Source organism: Halomicrobium zhouii (genome assembly GCF_900114435.1).
GTDB classification, from domain to species: Archaea; Halobacteriota; Halobacteria; order Halobacteriales; family Haloarculaceae; genus Halomicrobium; species Halomicrobium zhouii.
This window is the reverse complement of record NZ_FOZK01000003.1, coordinates 405,527-422,370: the sequence shown is the minus strand read 5'-3', so window position 1 is coordinate 422,370 and position 16,844 is coordinate 405,527. Positions and strand designations below refer to the sequence as shown.

General features: G+C 67.2%; 14 protein-coding genes and 2 tRNA genes. 7 read left to right on the top strand and 9 right to left on the bottom strand.

Annotated elements, in window-relative coordinates; genetic code table 11:
• Positions 1-6: 6 nt before the first annotated feature.
• Positions 7-81, top strand: a tRNA-Glu gene (locus BM337_RS15875).
• A gap of 255 nt (positions 82-336) precedes the next feature.
• On the opposite strand, the gene BM337_RS15870 is transcribed toward BM337_RS15875, so the two are convergent.
• Positions 337-549, bottom strand: a complete 213-nt coding sequence (locus BM337_RS15870) for a glycine zipper 2TM domain-containing protein (RefSeq protein WP_089817687.1) — start codon at positions 547-549, stop codon at positions 337-339.
• A 190-nt stretch (positions 550-739) separates the two neighbouring features.
• Here BM337_RS15870 and BM337_RS15865 point away from each other — a divergent pair, with 190 nt between their 5' ends.
• Positions 740-3,022 (top strand): nitric-oxide reductase large subunit, encoded by a 2,283-nt coding sequence (locus tag BM337_RS15865; RefSeq protein ID WP_089817685.1) that lies wholly within the window; start codon positions 740-742, stop codon positions 3,020-3,022.
• Between the two features lie 116 nt (positions 3,023-3,138).
• Complete coding sequence (locus BM337_RS15860; protein ID WP_089817683.1) at positions 3,139-3,420, top strand: hypothetical protein; 282 nt, start codon at positions 3,139-3,141, stop codon at positions 3,418-3,420.
• 51 nt (positions 3,421-3,471) lie between these two features.
• Here BM337_RS15860 and BM337_RS15855 read toward each other — a convergent pair whose 3' ends face one another.
• From BM337_RS15855 to BM337_RS15840, 4 genes are all read right to left on the bottom strand, one after another.
• Positions 3,472-4,587 (bottom strand): Mrp/NBP35 family ATP-binding protein, encoded by a 1,116-nt coding sequence (locus BM337_RS15855; protein WP_089817681.1) that lies wholly within the window; start codon positions 4,585-4,587, stop codon positions 3,472-3,474.
• A gap of 79 nt (positions 4,588-4,666) precedes the next feature.
• Positions 4,667-4,903, bottom strand: a complete 237-nt coding sequence (locus BM337_RS15850) for a hypothetical protein (RefSeq protein ID WP_089817679.1) — start codon at positions 4,901-4,903, stop codon at positions 4,667-4,669.
• Positions 4,903-6,228, bottom strand: coding sequence for an NrfD/PsrC family molybdoenzyme membrane anchor subunit (nrfD, locus tag BM337_RS15845; protein WP_089817677.1), 1,326 nt, complete (start codon positions 6,226-6,228; stop codon positions 4,903-4,905). The genes BM337_RS15850 and nrfD overlap by 1 nt, the downstream gene beginning before the upstream one ends.
• Complete coding sequence (locus BM337_RS15840) at positions 6,225-7,466, bottom strand: 4Fe-4S ferredoxin N-terminal domain-containing protein (protein ID WP_218155578.1); 1,242 nt, start codon at positions 7,464-7,466, stop codon at positions 6,225-6,227. Before BM337_RS15840 ends, nrfD begins: the two co-directional genes overlap by 4 nt.
• Positions 7,467-7,905: 439 nt before the next feature.
• Here BM337_RS15840 and nirK point away from each other — a divergent pair, with 439 nt between their 5' ends.
• Positions 7,906-8,994 carry a copper-containing nitrite reductase gene (gene nirK / locus BM337_RS15835; protein ID WP_089817675.1) on the top strand — a complete coding sequence of 363 codons (1,089 nt, stop codon included), beginning with the start codon at positions 7,906-7,908 and terminating at the stop codon, positions 8,992-8,994.
• A gap of 132 nt (positions 8,995-9,126) precedes the next feature.
• Here the strand turns inward: nirK and BM337_RS15830 are convergent, their stop codons facing one another.
• Positions 9,127-9,579, bottom strand: a complete 453-nt coding sequence (locus BM337_RS15830; RefSeq protein ID WP_089817673.1) for a TRAM domain-containing protein — start codon at positions 9,577-9,579, stop codon at positions 9,127-9,129.
• 250 nt (positions 9,580-9,829) lie between these two features.
• Between BM337_RS15830 and BM337_RS15825 the strand changes: the two genes are divergently transcribed.
• Together BM337_RS15825 and BM337_RS15820 are read left to right on the top strand one after the other, a co-directional pair.
• Positions 9,830-10,837: a threonine aldolase family protein gene (locus BM337_RS15825; RefSeq protein WP_089817672.1), complete on the top strand. Its 1,008-nt coding sequence runs from the start codon at positions 9,830-9,832 to the stop codon at positions 10,835-10,837.
• Between the two features lie 490 nt (positions 10,838-11,327).
• Positions 11,328-11,606, top strand: coding sequence for a winged helix-turn-helix domain-containing protein (locus BM337_RS15820; RefSeq protein WP_089817670.1), 279 nt, complete (start codon positions 11,328-11,330; stop codon positions 11,604-11,606).
• Between the two features lie 190 nt (positions 11,607-11,796).
• On the opposite strand, the gene BM337_RS15815 is transcribed toward BM337_RS15820, so the two are convergent.
• The 3 genes from BM337_RS15815 to BM337_RS15805 all read right to left on the bottom strand — a co-directional run bounded on the left by BM337_RS15815 (position 11,797) and on the right by BM337_RS15805 (position 16,095).
• A complete protein-coding gene (locus tag BM337_RS15815; RefSeq protein ID WP_089817668.1) occupies positions 11,797-13,062 on the bottom strand; it encodes an HAD family hydrolase in 1,266 nt (421 codons plus the stop codon).
• Positions 13,063-13,099: 37 nt separating this feature from the next.
• Positions 13,100-15,544, bottom strand: coding sequence for a heavy metal translocating P-type ATPase (locus BM337_RS15810; RefSeq protein WP_089817666.1), 2,445 nt, complete (start codon positions 15,542-15,544; stop codon positions 13,100-13,102).
• Between the two features lie 140 nt (positions 15,545-15,684).
• On the bottom strand, positions 15,685-16,095 hold the full coding sequence (locus BM337_RS15805; protein ID WP_089817664.1) for an archease: 411 nt from the start codon (positions 16,093-16,095) through the stop codon (positions 15,685-15,687).
• A 496-nt stretch (positions 16,096-16,591) separates the two neighbouring features.
• Between BM337_RS15805 and BM337_RS15800 the strand changes: the two genes are divergently transcribed.
• Positions 16,592-16,663 (top strand) — tRNA-OTHER (locus BM337_RS15800).
• The last annotated feature ends 181 nt before the right edge of the window (positions 16,664-16,844 follow it).

Below are 16,844 nucleotides of genomic sequence, written 5' to 3'. Positions count from 1 at the left end.
GAGTACGCTCCGTTGGTGTAGTCCGGCCAATCATCTTGCCCTCTCACGGCAAGGACCAGGGTTCGAATCCCTGACGGAGCACTACAGCGAACGAGTTCTACGAGTGAGCGAAGCGCGCACGGAAGGGATTTGAAGTAGAGAAGTCGCAGCCGCGAACGGAGTGAGCGGACCGTCTTCGCGTGGTTCGAATCCCTGACGGAGCATTCTGCGACGAGTTCGTGAACGGAGAGAGCGAAGGCTCGGTGTTGGTATGGTTATCCCGGTGGACGTACGAGCAGAGCGCCCCTTTGTGGGACGCAGTGTCAGAACGCTTAGCAGCTATCGCGCTGGAGAGCGCTATTGCTCGGCCCGCACCTTCTCTTTCACGTCCGAGATGGCGTTCCCGGCGCTGGCTCGCGTCTCGGCCACGACGGCGCCGGCCAGGCCGCCGACGGCGCCGCCGGTGCTCGCGGCGTTTCGACTGAACAGGCCGCCGATGGCGGCGCCGACGGCGGCGCCGATGGCTGCGTACTTCGCGCGGTTGACGAGGAAGAGGATTCGTGATTTCACGTGTCGAGAGACGCACAGAACGCCCATAAAAGTATGCCGTCGGTCCACCGGCGGGCTCGCGAGGGACGGCTGGCCGAGCACGCGCCGTGACACGGTGAAACTGAGTCGATTGGCGAACACGTTCGGTCATGGACCCGGTGACTGAGAACGGTCCCCCGTTTCTTTTGTCAGGGTGTAGAATGGACGTCCGATGGAGTTACGACGCAAAACTATCGCGAAGGTGATAGCCGTCGCGTTCGTGTTCAACCTCGTCGTCATGGGCGCTGGTGCGTGGTTCGCCTACCAGGAAGCGCCGCCGATACCCGAACAGGTGGTCGGGCCCGACGGCGAGACGGTGGTCACCGACGAACAGATCAGGGACGGGAAGAAGGCGTTCCAGAAGAACGGGCTGATGAACCACGGGTCGATCCTGGGCAACGGCGCGTACTACGGGGCCGACTACACGGCCGACGCCCTGGAGTTGAAGACCCGGTACATGCGCTCGTACTACGCCGAGGAGCGCTACGGCGGCGAGTACGAGAGCCTGGCGTCAGAGGAACGGGCGGCGGTGGACGACGTCGTGAAGCAGGACCTCGACGACCAGTACGAGGGTGGTGACATCGAGTACTCGGCGGCCGAACTGTACGCCCACCAGCAGGTGCGCGAGGAGTACGTCGAGCGCTACCACGAGGGGAGCCACGAGCGCGGCGTCCCCGAGGGGATGATCGACTCCGAGACGGCGGCCGAGGAGTTCGCCGACTTCGCCATGTGGACGGCGTGGTTCTCCCACACCGACCGACCCGACGGTGACCACTCGTACACGAACGAGTGGCCGTACGCGCCCGGTGCGGGCAACGACGCCACCGGGGCGGCGATGACCTGGAGCGTCGTCGCGATGGTGTTGCTCGTCGCGGGGGCGGGCTTCGGCATCTGGCTCTACCGGGCCGTCGAACTGCCGGAGCCGTCCGCGGAGGGGCTCTCGGTGCCCGAACCCGGCGACGTGAGCGTCTTCCCGAGCCAGCGCTCCGCGTTGCGGTTCGTCCCGGTCGCGGCGGGACTGTTCCTCGCACAGGTGTTACTGGGGGGACTCCTGGCGCACTTCTACATCGAGCGGGCGGGCTTCTTCGGCGTCGAGGAGATATTCGGCGTCCACATCCTGCAGATCCTTCCCTTCGCGATGGCGAAGACCTGGCACATCGACCTGGGGATCCTCTGGATCGCCGCGACGTGGCTGGGGGCGGGCCTGTTCCTCCCGCCGCTGCTGACCGGGCACGAACCGAAGCGCCAGTCGACGTACATCGACGGGTTGCTCGTGGCCATCGTCGTCGTCACCGTCGGTGGTCTGGGCGGCATCTGGCTCGGGTCCAACGGCTACTTCGGCGACCTCTGGTGGCTCGTCGGCAACGAGGGGCTGGAGTACCTCGAAGTCGGCAAGCTCTGGCAGTTCGGCCTGCTCGCCGGGTTCGGCCTCTGGGCGGTCCTCTCGATCCGGGGGCTGAAGCCGCTGCTGGACCGCGAGCCGGTGTACGGCCTCGCGCACATGATCCTGTACGCCGGCGGCTCTATCGCGCTGCTATTCACCGCCGGCTTCTTCTTCACGCCCGAGACGAACATCGCCGTCACGGAGTTCTGGCGCTGGTGGGTCGTCCACATGTGGGTCGAGGGGGCCTTCGAGTTCTTCATCGTCGCCATCGTCGGCCTGACGCTGGTGTCGATGAACCTGCTGAAACGCCGGAGCGCGGAGAAGGCGGTCATGCTCCAGGCGCTGCTGGTGATGAGCACGGGCGTCATCGGCGTCTCCCACCACTACTGGTGGGTCGGGATGCCGGACATGTGGGTGCCCATCGGGAGCGTCTTCTCGACGCTGGAACTGATCCCGCTGGTGTTCATCCTCTACGAGGCGCTGGGCCAGTACACGGCGATGTCCGAGACGGAGGACTTCCCGTACAAACTCCCGTTCATGTTCATCGTCGCCAGCGGCGTGTGGAACTTCGTGGGCGCCGGCGTGCTCGGCTTCTTCATCAACCTCCCGCTGATAAACTACTACGAGCACGGCACCTACCTCACCGTCGGCCACGCCCACGCCGCGATGTTCGGCGCGTTCGGCTTCCTCGCGCTGGGGATGGTGACCTACATGCTCCAGCTGTCAATCGAACCGGACCGATGGGACGGGTCGTGGCTCCGGGCTGCGTTCTGGTGCTGGAACGTCGGCCTGGCGCTGATGGTGTTCGGCTCCGTCCTCCCGGTCGGCTTCCTCCAGCTGGAGGCGATTTTCACGGAGAGCTACGCCGCGGGCCGGAGCCTGGCGTTCTACAACCAGCCGATCGTCCAGGACCTGTTCTGGGCACGGCTCCCCGGTGACACGCTCATCATCCTGGGGACGGCCATCTACTCGGCCGACCTCGTGAGAAAGCGGTTCGTCCTCCGGGCGTCCGAGGAGGACCCCGGCGTCGACGACGTGGCGGTGGCGGAAGGCGTGCTGGGCGACGACTGACGGCCCTCGCCGCTTTTTCTCCGGACGGAGACGTTCGCCCGGTCGCGGACTCGCCCAGTCGCGAATGCTACCGGTGACCGGAACGTACACAACGCGGCCGGTTCACACTGCTGTCAATGTCACCAACTGTCGACGCCCTCCGGAACGAGATCCGCGTCTCGGTCGGGCGGTACGAGCGAGAGTACTCCACGGCGTTCACGAAGGAGGCGCTGGCCGCGATCTGCGAGGCCGTGGGCTACGACGTCGACACGAACCGGCTCCCGTCGAAGCCACAGATGCGGGCGGGCATCCTCTGGAAGGTCGGTGAACTGGACGACGACGATCCAGCGGCGACGGAGAACGCGTTCAGGAAAGGCGAACTGCAGGCGGTCGCAGAAGCGCTTCGCGACGAAGCGTGAGCGCGGCCGGCCGTCGAGCACAACGCGACCGGCCGACGGTGGGCCGACGATTCAGCGAGACTCGGCCGCCGCGGGGACGTCGTCGCCCGCGTCTGCCCTCGCTGCGTCGACGTGCTCCGCGACTTTTCGTCGATTCTCCTCGCCGATGCGGTCGGCGACGCTGTCGACCATGTCGAACAGGTCTTCCTGGACGACGCTGTCGTCGTCGCGGACCGTCGGGCCGTCCCCGCCCTGGCTGTCGAAGTCGGGGTGGATGGGCAGGCGCGACAGGACCGGGACGTCGTAGTCCTCGCGTATCTCGTCGCCGCCGCCCTCGCCGAACACCGAGTGGTCGTCGCCGCAGCCGGGACACCGGAAGGTGCTCATGTTCTCGACGACGCCGAGGACGGGGGCGTCGTGGTCCGCGAACAGTCGGAGCCCCTTGCGGGCGTCCGCGACCGCCATCTCCTGGGGTGTCGTGACGATGACGACGCCGGCGACGGGCAGCGTCTGCAACAGGTTCAGGGAGGCGTCGCCGGTCCCCGGCGGGAGGTCGACGACGAGGTAGTCGAGTCGGCCCCACTGGACCTCGTTGACGAACTTCATCATCACGTTGTTCACCATCGGCCCGCGCATGACCGCGGGTTCGTCCTCGTCGTCGGGCATCATGTGGTGGGTGCTCATCACCATGACCCCGTCCGAGCGGGGCGGGACGATCTCCTCGTCGGGCGTGATGCCCGGTTCGTTCTCGGTGGGCAAGATCCGGGGGACGTTCGGGCCGTGCACGTCCGCGTCGAGGATGCCGACGCGAGCGCCAAGGTCCTTGAGCCCGGCCGCGAGGTTCGCCGCGACGGTGGTCTTCCCGACGCCGCCTTTCCCGGAGGCGACGGCGACGACGTTGCGGACGCCCGGCAGGACGTCCTCGTCGTAGCCGTGTTCCTCGCCGACGTTCGCGCGAAGGTCGGGTTCGAGGCCGGCGTCCTCGATCTCTTCACGAATTGCGTTGCCTATCTCTATCTCCTCGGGCGCGTAGGGCGCGTTGAACGCCAGCGACACCTCCGCGGTGCCGTCGCGGACGGTGACGTCGTTCACGAGGCCCATCGAGACGACGTCGTCGTCGTCGTTCGCCGGGTCCTGGACGGTCGCGAGTCGGTCGGTCAGTTCGGATTCGAGTTCTGGTTGGGTCATGGGGTCGTGTAGATTTCGGGGTCGGGAGCAGCGGTCGGGGGGTGTTTCGCCGACGGGGTCGGCGGGCGGTGCCGTCGGGTCAGAAGAACGCGAAATCGATGATCATCGTCACCACGAACAGGCCGCCCCAGATGGCCGTCGTCAGCCCGGCGACGTAGCCGACGCCGAGCAGCGCCGACTGCCGGTCGCTCGGTTCGCCAAGGAACCACGCCACCAACATGAGGTACACCGGTGCGAGGACGATGCCGAAGATGAGGTACGTTCCCGGGCCGACGAACGGGAGCGTGTGCGGCACCGACGAGGCGAGCGGGACCATCACTGGTTCACCTCCTCGTGGTCCGCCTCGATGGCGTGCAGTTCGACCACCGGGATCACCTTCGAGACGACCAGGAAGAATAGCACCGCGATGCCGGCGGTGCCGAGCACCGCGGAGAGTTCGACCGGCGAGGGGACGTAGGCGCCCGGCACGCCGTCGTACAGCGCGAAGTGGGCGTGCTGGAGCCCCTCGACGACGAACAGCGTCTTCTCGACGAGCGTGCCGACAAGCACCGCGAAGGAGGCCATCACCATCGCGCGGATGCTGAACAGCGACGGCTTCAGCGCCGAGGCGAACACGTAGGCCAGCGTCAGGCCGACGAGCCCGATGGCGACCCAGTACAGCGGCGTCGAGAGCTTCACCTCCGTCGCGTGCTGGAGCGTGGTCGGCGCGGCGAAGATGCCGGTCACGACCTGCTGGAGCTGCAGCCAGAGGAAGAGCAGGCTGAAGAAGCCAAGCCACTTCGCCAGGCCCCGGAACACGGCGTCGGGGATGAGTTCCTCCCAGTCGTAGGCCCACCGGAAGGCAGCGGCGATGATGATGATGCCGCTGACCGCAGAGGTGAGCGCGATGGAGAGGAAGGATGGGCCCTGGACGCCGCCGTGCCAGCCGGCCATCGACGGCAACAGCGCGAACAGCCACGGGATGACGCCCCCGTGGAGCAACAGCGGCGCCATGATGATGATGGCGAAGGCGACCCACCACACCATCCGCTCGACGACCGCGTCCTCCTTCTCCGTGTACCCGATCATCAGGGCCTGGTAGACAGGTTCCAGGACGTCCGGGAGCTGGTCCCTGAGGCGGTGGACGTCGTACCTGATGGTCAGCATGAGGTACGTCCCCGTCAGCACGAAGTAGGCGGTGATGACGGTGACGTCCCACATCAGCGGCGACCACTGGACGCGCGTCGGCCACGCTGGCAGGACGCTCGTGACCAGCCGGTCCGGCCGGCCGACGTGGATGAGGATGAACAGCCCCGCGCAGGTCAGCGCGGCGATGGTCAGCAGTTCCGCCATCCGCGCGACCGGCTGGTAGGTGTCGAGGCCGATGAGCCGGACCGCCGCCGACAGGATGATCCCGCCGTGTGCGATGCCGACCCACCAGATGAACGCCCCGATGTAGAGGCCCCACGGGACGCCACCGCCGGAACCCCAGTCGGCGAGGTTAGTGACTATCATCCCGTGTTCGAGCTGCTGGGTGTAGAAGAACACCCAGACGCCGATGGCGGCCAGCGACGCCGCCAGCGCGAGGAGGTACCCCTTCGACCGGGACTGGATCGGTCGGACGAGCACCTCGCGACTGACACCGGAGACGTCGGTGCTCACGCCTCCTCACCTCCGTCCGTCGCCATGGCGCCGCTGTCCAGCACTTCCTGCTTTCGGTCGTCGACGAGGCCCATGTCCTCGTAGGCGACCGGGCCCTCGACCTGGCGAGCGTCCTGGGAGGGTTCGTTGCCGATGTACGTGACGTTCGGGTTGGTCCCCCGTTCCTCCATCAGCTTGAACGTCGAAACCAGGTCGTCCGTGCGGTTCTCCCACTCGGAGTGGTCGTTCTGGTGAGCCTCCTCGTAGGCTGCCAGGTGCTGGTTCGGCGCGCTCTCCTCGTCGTTCAGGTCGCCGAAGTGGATGGCGTCCATCGCACAGGCCTCCTCGCAGGCCGTGGTCCCGACCTTCTCCTCGCCCATCTGGCCGTCCTGCCGGTCGACGCAGAACGTACACTTGCCCATCACGCCCTTCGGCGGGCGCGCGCCGACCCAGCGGCCGCGCTCGTCGATCTGGTGGTCGTCGTCGATCTCCGACTCGGGGACGTCGGGGTCGCCCCACTGGAAGTAGTTGACTCCGTATGGACAGGACACCTCGCAGTACCGGCAGCCGATGCAGATGTCGTAGTCGGTCAGCACGAGGCCGTCCTGCTCGCGGGTGTGGCGCGCGCCGATGGGACAGACCTTCGTACACGGCGAGTCGGTGCAGTGCTGGCAGGGCCTGACGAGGAAGTTCTCGCCGTCCTGGTCCTCGTCCTCGTACGTGAAGACGTACATCCAGTTTGCGCCCCGCGAGGTGCCGTGTTCCTGCTCGCAGGCTTTCACGCAGGCGAGACAGCCGTCGCAGTTGTTGAGGTTGATGACCATCCCGTAGCGCGTCCCGTCGTAGGATTCCCCCTGGTCTTCGCCAGCCGCCGCGCCGCCGCCCCCGGCGAAGACGCTCAGGGCCATCGCTGCCGCGCCGCCCTTCTTCATCACCTCTCGACGGGAGACGCCCTCGTCGTCGGCGATGGCCGCCAGGCTCTCGCGGATCCCGTCGGGGTCGTCGGCGTCGGCGACGACTTCGCCGTCGACGTCGTCGCGGAGTTCCGGCAGTTCGCGGGCGTCCCGGCCGAACTCGTCGAGGACCTCCTCGTGGTACCGCTCGAAGAAGGCCGCCTCGCCCAGCTCACCGGCCGCGACGCGCTGGGCGTCTTTCGCCATCTCCACGCCGAGTTCGGTGTCGTACCCGGCCTCCGCCAGGGCCCGTTCCATCCGGGCTTCCTCGTCCTCGTCGAACGAGACTGGCCCCTCGTCGGTCACGGACGATTCCCCTCCGTTACTACGGTGCAGTTCCGTCGACAGCTGTACTCCGTCATCGTCACCATCGCCCTGAACTGGCGCCCTCGCCCCCTTCACTCGCGCACCCGCATCTCAGCCGCTGAGAACGTGGGTGAAGATGTTCACTCGGCCGTTTAAGAGGGCTAAACTGCGTCCTCTCAGACTCAGGAACGGTCGGGCCCCGCGTTCCCGCCCGGATGCCCGTCACTAACGGGTGCGCACGTAACGCGAAATCGAAACTCCTCGAACGACCGTATAAGGCCCGTAATACTGCGGGATGCCGCCGTAGCGACATAAACGACCGGTCGAACATCTGCGTCGGGCGTCTCGAATCTCGGGAACAATTCTCACGAATCTGGGACGTCCTCCGCGTTTGAATGGGGTCTCCTCCGTTCTCTCGACCTGTAGCACCATGAAAGAAATGCCATTCACGGACCGACGCGCGTTCCTCTCGACGATCAGTGTGGGCGGGGCGGCGTTCGTCGCTGGCTGTTCCGGCGACGGGGAGGAAGAGGCTGCTGCCAGCACGAATCAGGGCGAGACCGACACGGCGACGGAGGACGGACTCGACCCGGCGAAAGACGTCGACGTCGACCGGATAGCGGCGGACCCGCGAGACATCCCGGACCCGGTCGACTGGGACGAGCCGCGCCACCACGAGGTCGAGATGACGACCGAAGAGGTGACCGCGGAGATAGAGCCCGGCGTCACGTTCGACTACATGACCTTCGACGGCCGGGTTCCGGGGCCGATGGTCCGGGTGCGCCGCGGCGACACCGTCACCTTCCGGCTGAACAATCCCGAGGACAGCCAGCTACCCCACAACATCGACTTCCACGCCGTCTACGGGCCGGGCGGCGGTGCGAGCGACACGACCATCGCGCCGGGGGAGAGCGCCGAGATCCAGTACCAGGCCACCTACCCGGGCGTCTTCATCTACCACTGTGCGGTCCCGAACATGGACCACCACATCAGCGCGGGGATGTTCGGCGCCATCCTGGTCGAACCAGAGGAGGGGCTCCCGGAGGTGGACCACGAGCTGTTCTTCGGCCAGCACGAACTCTACACGAACGGCGCGCCCGGCGAGGAGGGCCACCACGAGTTCGACATCGACGCGGCGAAGTCTCAGGATTCCACCTACGTCTGCCTCAACGGCGAGGCGTACGCGTTCACCGGGGACGGTTACGGACCGGTCACGGTCGAGAAAGGGGACCGCGTCCGCATCTTCCACTCCAACGGCGGTCCGAACCACATCAGCTCCTGGCACGGCATCGGGAACGTCTGGGAGACGTTCTACCGCGACGGCGACCTGGTCTCCGAGCCCGACCGGTTCGTCGAGACGGCACCGGTCGCCCCCGGGACCGTCGCCGCCGCGGAGATAGACACGCCAGTTCCGGGGCCGATCAAGCTCGTCGACCACGCGCTCACCCGGGTCGTCCGCAAGGGCATGCTGGGCGTGATACAGGTCGAGGGTGAGGAGGAACCGGGCATCTACAACGGCGACCCGTAGCGGTCCCGTCGTCCGACGAGGGGCCCAGCGCTCCCCTTTCTGGCGATTCCTCACCCGGGAATGCTCCGGACGTTGCGACGCAACGGCAGGCCCGATCCGTCCCGGATTTCGGTCCGCGGTACTCGACCGTCCTTACTCGTAGTACGCCTTGCGTTCGACGACTTCCGCGAACCCGAGGTTCTCCTTCACGTCGGTGATCTCGATGGTGACGCGTTCGCCCTGTTCCGTGTCTGGGACGATGACGACGTAGCCGCGTTCGACGCGGGCGATGCCGTCGCCCTTCTCGCCGATGTCCTCGATGTCGACGGTGCGGCGCTCGCCCTCGTCGACCGGCGGTCCCTGGTCGGCTCGCGTCCCGTTCCGGGACGAGGACTGGTCCTGTGACCCAGACCGGGACCGGGGCTGCGAGGCAGTCCCCTCGTCGTCTCCCGCCTCGTCGGTGGCGAGCAACGCGATGCGATACACGTCACCGGGCGCGACGTCGCCGACCGATACCTCGGTTTCAGGCACTTCGATGACGTACCTGCCGTCACGCTGTTCCACCTGTGCGCTGTAGAGACAGGCAAGATTGTCTGAAATCTCCATGGTTTCGCTAGTCCCGACAAAATCGGGGGAACCGTACTATGAATCTACCGACTATCAGATCGCCAACGAGACAACCGTCCGACACATTCGCGCTGCGATTTTCAGGGGCGCGGTCGAGAGCGCCGACGCGGCGACGGACTCGTAATGATGGTTGTACCGTTGTACCGGCGTTCGGCCGGACGCCGGGACGGGCCTACAACCACCACTATCACCCGCGGAGTTTTGCGTGTCCGGCCGCTACGGTGGGGACATGATCGACCTGCGGAGCGACACAGTCACCCGGCCGAGCGAGGCGATGCGGGACGCCGCCCGCGACGCGAGCGTGGGCGACGACGTCTACGGTGAAGACCCCTCGGTCAACGAGCTGCAGACGCGGGCCGCCGAGGTACTCGGTACCGAGGCGGCGCTCTTCGTCCCTTCGGGGACGATGGGCAACCAGGTGGCCGCCCGGACCCACACCGAACGGGGCCAGGAACTACTCTGCGAGCGCGAGAGCCACATCTACAAGTGGGAACTCGCAGGTCTCGCCCAGCACGCGGCCCTCCAGCCGCGCACGCTCGACGGGGGCGAACGCGGCGTCGTGACTCCGGCGCAGGTACGCGACGGCTGCGTCGAGGCGAGCGACCATCGACCCGGGACGGGGCTCCTCTCGCTCGAAAACACCCACAACAGCAAGGGTGGGACGGCCCACTCTCCCGACGACGTCGCTGCGGCCGCCGAGGCCGCCCACGACCTGGGGATCCCGGTCCACCTCGACGGGGCGCGGCTGTTCAACGCGGCGACGGCCCACGACGTCGCGGCGTCGGCCTTCGTCGACCACGTCGACTCGGTGATGTGCTGTCTCTCGAAGGGGCTCGGCGCGCCCGTGGGATCGATCCTCGCCGGTTCGTTGTCGTTCGTCGACGCGGCGCGACGCAACCGGAAACTGCTGGGCGGCGGGATGCGGCAGGCGGGGATGATAGCCGCGCCGGGCCTGCGCGCGCTCGAGAACCGACACCGACTCGGCGCGGACCACCGGCGCGCGGCGCGACTCGCCGACGGGATCGACCAGGTCGACGGACTCACTGTCACCCCGCCAGAGACGAACGTCGTCCTCGTCGAGACGGACCGGCCAGCCGAGGCGTTCCTCGACGATTGCGAGTCCGAGGGGCTCCTCGGCGTCCCCTTCGACGACCACGTCGTGCGCTTTTGCACCCACTGGGACGTCGACGACGGGGACGTCGACCGGGCCATCGACGCCGTGGCGCGCGCGACGTAGCGACTCCTGGCTTCGACGAACCGCCGGCGCACGCGTGACGACTATCGATGTGTCGACTCAATCGATTGCGTCGTCGCACCGAACAGTCGGCCAGTTACTCCCGGGTGACCCGCCTGAACCGCTCCCGTTGCGATATGAGTCGGATTATGTCGACGTTATCGAGGAATCCGGCTTCATCTCAGTAACTCGGCGACAGCAGGCCACTCGTGACAGCGGAGTACCCCCCGTAGATTACCGGTTGAGCGCGGGAGTGAGGGGTCGCCGCCTCCGAACGGGGGTGGGTCGACGTGAGAGTATGGCCGTTGTTACTCCGAGAAACCGTATCTATAGTCCAGTAAACCCACTCTTACTTGCGATTGTCCTTCTAGAACTGACGTGATAGTTATCCGGAGTTCGTCCCAAACGGTTGACAGGGACAGGGACCGAGCCCACCCCGACCGTTCGACGACCCGGCGGTCGGCCAGCTCGCCACCGCGCCCAGATCAAAACTATGGTTGCATCAGAATGGGACGACGTCAGCTACGTCATCAGTTCACGGTACAGGATCGCGACGCTCAAACGCCTCAGTGACAGCCCCGCCACGCCCTCACGGATCGCCGAAGACACGGACCTGAGCGTGGCTCACGTCTCGCGCGCGCTGCAGGAACTCCGCGACCACGAACTCACGGAGCTCCTCGTATCGGAGGACCGGAAGAAGGGCCGCGTCTACGGTATCACAGACCACGGCGAGGCCGTCTGGGAGACGATCGAAGCGGAGAACATGATATAGACCGGGACGCTGGCACTGCTGTACGTCGACTGCCCGTCCGACAGTCGGGAAACGTTCGCCTGGCGGTGTGTCACAGCCGGGCGGATCGAGAACCCATTCTGCCGGTCGATCCCTCGCTCGCTTCGTCGGTCGGTTCGTGGACCGAGTCGTCGACCGTCAGCCCGTAGTCGGTCCGTGTCCGGTCCGTCACTTACCCGTCCAGTTCGGCGAAGAGGTTCGTCCCGGCGGCGAGTTCGAGGATGGAGGCGGCGTCGCCCTCGTCGAACAGTAGCTCGTCCGTCCTGATGACGTGGTCCAGGACGTCCCGGGAGGCGTGTTTGGGGGCCGCGGCGAGTCCTGCCCCTCGTTCTTCGAGCCACCGCATCACGCGCAGGTCGCTCTTGCTGTCGCCCATGACGAGGGCGAAGGGGTCGTCGACGCCGAGCACGTCGAAGGCCGCCTCCACACCCGCCACCTTGTCGAGTTCGAGGCTGACGATTTCGGCGGCGTCGGCCTCGTAGTACGCGACGTCGATTCGTTCGAGGATCGCGGCCAGGTCCGCCGGCACGTCGTCCGGGTCGACGTCGGGGAGCGCGTCTCGCGACCGCAGGACCTGCTCGATTTCCGGGTCTCTGCTGTAGAGCGCTCTCGCCCACGACGCGGGGGCCGCCTCCGCTCCACTCGACCCGCCGTCGTACCCGACCTGTTCGCCGATGGCGTCCGCCAGCAGGTCGACGACGTACACGAGCGCGTGGTCGATGACTTCCTGTGCGGCCGGCGTCCCCGTCTCCGCGTTGGGCTTCAGCGTCACGTTGAACTCGTTACCCTGGAGATGGCAGCCCCGGCGGATCTCGTCGGGGGCCTCGGTGACGATTCGCGAGCGCACGGCCGCGAACACGTCGGTGATCTCGTCGTCGAGGTCCTCGTAGAGGAGTTGCTTCGTGTCCGGGCCGTGTCCGGGCGTGAACACGCCGTTGCCCGACTCGTAGACGATGCTGAGGTCGCCGGAGTGGACGAGTTCGTTCCCCAGCCCCTGGATGAGGAAGCCCTTCACGTTCTCGAGGGTCTGGCCCGTACAGACGACGATGGGCACGCCGTCCTCGTGTAACTGGTGGAGGCGGTGGAGGACGTCCCGTGGAATCTCGTTGTCCGTCCGGCCAGCAGTCCGGAGCGTCTCGTCGACGTCGAGGACGAGCGCGTTGACCGGCCGCTCGTACTCGGTGGCCAGATCCAGGGCCGTGAACGCCTGGTCGCGGCTCAGCGTGGCCGCGAGTTCGGCGAACACGTCTCCCTCCTCGTCGAACCCGTCCCGTATCTCCGCCTTGCGCCGCTCCAGTTCGTCGGTCGCCTCCTCCCAGTGGTCGAGCGCTACCCGCGAATCGACCGGGGGAAACAGGTCGACGAAGTCCTGGTAGGCCTCCAGGGTCTCCGTGTCGAAGTCCCGGTAGAGCCGGTAGATCTGGTCGTACCGTTCCATACCTGCCGCGAAGGGGCGCTGGGTGATAACGGTGGGGTCACGCAGCCGCGTCCGTCCCGGGTTCCGTCGCCTCGGGCGTCTCCGGACGCACGCGCGAGAGTCGCATCGCGTTGCCCGTCACACCGACAGTCATTCCAGCGTCGCCGAGCAGGACGGCGATGGCCAGGTTCACCACGCCGAGGGGGACGCCCACGGCCAGCATCGCCTTCAGGCCGAGGCTGGCCCAGATGTTCTGCCGGATGACGCCGTTGGCCTGGTGGGCCACGTCGTAGAGGTAGGGAAGCTTCGAGAGGTCGTCGCTCATCAGCGCGACGTCGGCCGTCTCGATGGCCGTGTCGGTGCCGGCCGCGCCCATCGCGACGCCCACCGTCGCCGTCGCGAGCGCGGGCGCGTCGTTGATACCGTCGCCGACCATCGCGACGCCGCCCTCGTACTCGGCGTCGAGTTCCTCGATGGCTTCGACCTTCTCCTCGGGGAGCAGCGCCGCCCTGACGTCGTCGACGCCCACGCGGTCGCCGATGGCGCGGGCGGTCCGCTCGTTGTCGCCGGTGAGCATGACGACCTCGACGCCCAGGTCCTGGAGGCGCCCGACGGTCCAGGCCGCCTCGGGACGGACGTCGTCCGCGACGGCGACCACCCCTTCCAGTTCGTCCTCCGTTCCGACGAGGACGACCGTCTTCCCCTCGCGCTGGAGGCGCGGGATGGTGTCCTCGGCGAGGTTGAGACAGCCCTGGCGGTCACAGAGGTCCCGGACCTCGTCCTCGATACCGTCGTCGCTCTCGACGACGTGGACGTGTTCGAGGTCGAAGCCCAGTGAGTCGAAGAGGCCGGGTTTCCCGGCGTAGTGGGCCTCCCCGCCGAGGGTCGCCTGGACGCCCTTGCCTGTGAGGCTCTCGAACTCGCTGACCTGGGCGGTGTCGACGCCGGCGTCGCTCGCGTGGGCGACGATGGCCTCGCCGATGGGGTGCTCGGAGCGCTGTTCGAGCCCGCGTGCGCACGCGAGGACGTCGTCCTCGGACCGGTTACCCAGGGGGACGACGTCCGTGACGGCCAGTTCGCCCCGCGTGAGCGTACCGGTCTTGTCCATCGCGACGGCGTCGACCTGTCCCATCGATTCGAGGTAGCGCCCGCCCTTGATGAGGACGCCGTTCTTGGCGGCGCTGGTGATGCCGGAGACGACGGTCACCGGCGTCGAGATGACGAACGCGCAGGGGCAGGCCAGCACGAGCAGGGTGATGCCGTTGACGAACCACGGCATCCACCCCGCCGGGAAGGTGACCGCGTAGCCGGCAACGCCGGCGGTTACGGGGCCCTCCAGAACTAGCGGTGGGACCGTCGCGACTAGGATCGCGAGCGCGACCATCAAGGGCGTGTAGTAGCCGGCGAAGCGGTCGACGAACTGCTCGCGTTCCGTCTTGTTGGCCTGCGCGTCCTCGACCAGCTGGACGATACGCGAGAGGGTGTCCTCGCCCGCCGCGGCGGTGACCTCGACTTCCAGGAAGCCGGCCTGGTTGATCGTGCCGGCGTACACCTCGTCGCCGTCGGCCTTGTCGACGGGGACGCTCTCGCCGGTGATCGGCGCCTCGTTGACGGCGCTCTCCCCCTCGCGGACTCCGCCGTCGAGGGGAATCTTCTCTCCCGGCTGGACGAGCACCGCGTCGCCCACGGTGACCTCCTCGACGGGAACCGTCACTTCCTCTCCCTCCCGACGGACGGTCGCCTCGTCCGGCGAGAGGTCCATCAGCTCGCGCAGCGAGGACCGGGCCTGGTCCATCGAGTACCGCTCCAGCAGTTCCGCGATGCTAAAGAGCACCGCGAGCGTCGCCGCCTCGAAGTAGAAGTTGGCCGAGGGAGAGACGACCGAGGCGGCGACGGCGCTCACCATCGCGACGCTCATCAGGAAGTCGATGTCGAGCGCGGCGTTCTTCGCCGAGTAGTACCCTCCCCGGAGAATCTCCTGGCCCGCCGTGGCGACGGCGCCGAGGAAGAGCACGTCGGCGAGCGAGAACTCCGTCGAGAGGACTGTCGCGACGACGGGGTCGTCGACCAGTCCGACCAGCGCGGGCTCGAAGACGATTCCGACGGCGAGCAACACCGCACCGATCCAGGTCTTGATCGCCCGCGGGCTCGTCCAGACGTTACGGGTCCCGTCGGCGTCCTGGGCGTGACCGTCTTCGTCGGCGCCGTCACCGCTCGTGCCGGTCACCTCGTAGCCGGCGGACTCGACGGCTCGCGTGAGGTCGTCGCCGTCGGCCCGTCCGTCGTCGTACCCGACGCTCACGGTGCCGGTGGCCGGGCGGGCGTCGACGCGCTGGACGCCGTCGGTCCCTTCCAGCGCACTCGTCACCTTGCCCGCACAGGACGCACAGTCCATATCGGGCACGTCCATGTCGAAAACCGCCTCGTCGGCCGTCCCCGCCGGTTCGCCGGTATCGTCCGGTGGGACGGCGTCACCGGGGGCGTCGGCGTTCGCATCTGTCATTGTCGGGACTAGGCCGTCACGGGTTATTAATCAAGCTGTTAGCGAAACGGGCTCTAACAACAGAAATTGCCATCCCTCGTGTGGTGGATTATTAACTCGGGCTGTGGCTCGGTCCACTCAGCCCAGTGTCGAAGGCGCCCTCACACGTCGAAGACGACGTAGGCCTCCCAGCCGTCGGCCGTCTCCGAGAGGTCCATCTCGGAGTACGTCACCGCCTTCACCTCGCGGGCCGTGACGGCGGAAAGTGGGACGCCGCGGGCGCTCGCGTCGACGCGCCAGCGGTCACCCTCGCGCTCCACCGTGGCATCGTGGTCGGTCGGCAGGACGCTCTCGACGTCGCGAACGTAGATGAGTTCGTCGAGGAAGTCGAACAGGAGTGCCTCCCGGCTCTCGGCATCGACGGAGACGTCGAACCGCTCGCCGCCGTCGGGGACGTCCTCGCACATCGCGGCCGTCAGGCCGTCGGCGACGGCGGCGAAGACGTCTCCGAGCGTCTCGCCCGTCGCTGCCACGGCGACGTCCGCGGTGTGGTCACGGAGTTCGAAACCCACGATCTCCCTCCGTTCCCGTCGCTGTGTCCATGTACAGACCTGCGTGGACGAACGCCAAAAGGCTGGGTCATCTCCGTCGCAGCCGAGCAGCTGAACCGAAGCTTGTGGTACGTTCACACTCGTGAAAAAGGTTTAATATATTGCCACCTGTCGACCTGTGTAACGAGGTGTTCCACGAAATGATCATGACAGTTCCGTCACCGACGGCCATTCGCCACGCGATCGGCGGAGGGCCCGCGGCCCGCTACGGGATTCTCGACACCGTGGCGGGTTGCGCAATCGGTGACGGCTGGAATGGTCTGGTGGACACCAGCTATCGCCGGTTCGCGTCCCTCGCCGCGTAGACGACTTCGGGACGCGGGCCGCCGGCGACTTTTCACGTTGCCTTCCACTGGTGGCCACGGTGCGGTCCGTCCGCCACCGGATCGCGCACGTTGCCACGCGCCAGCGCTCGGCGAGCGTGGGTCGTGGGCGGTCCAGGCCCGTTCTCCCGAACAGTCCCACGGTGTAACTGGCTAGCACGCGGGGCGTCCGCCCCGAGAGCCGGGTTCGATTCCCGGTGGGACGGTCGAATCCACGGCGCCGAGTCGTGGTGGCACCCTTCCGGGTGTCGGCAGCGCCCGGCTGCCGAGCAACGGACGCGGTCCATCCGGGCCGCGGCGCTGACAGCCGCGCGTCTCCCGCTCGCCAGAGGCATCACTGTCTCGTGGGGGACTCGCGGCGACACGCTCCCGCGTGACAGGCACGAC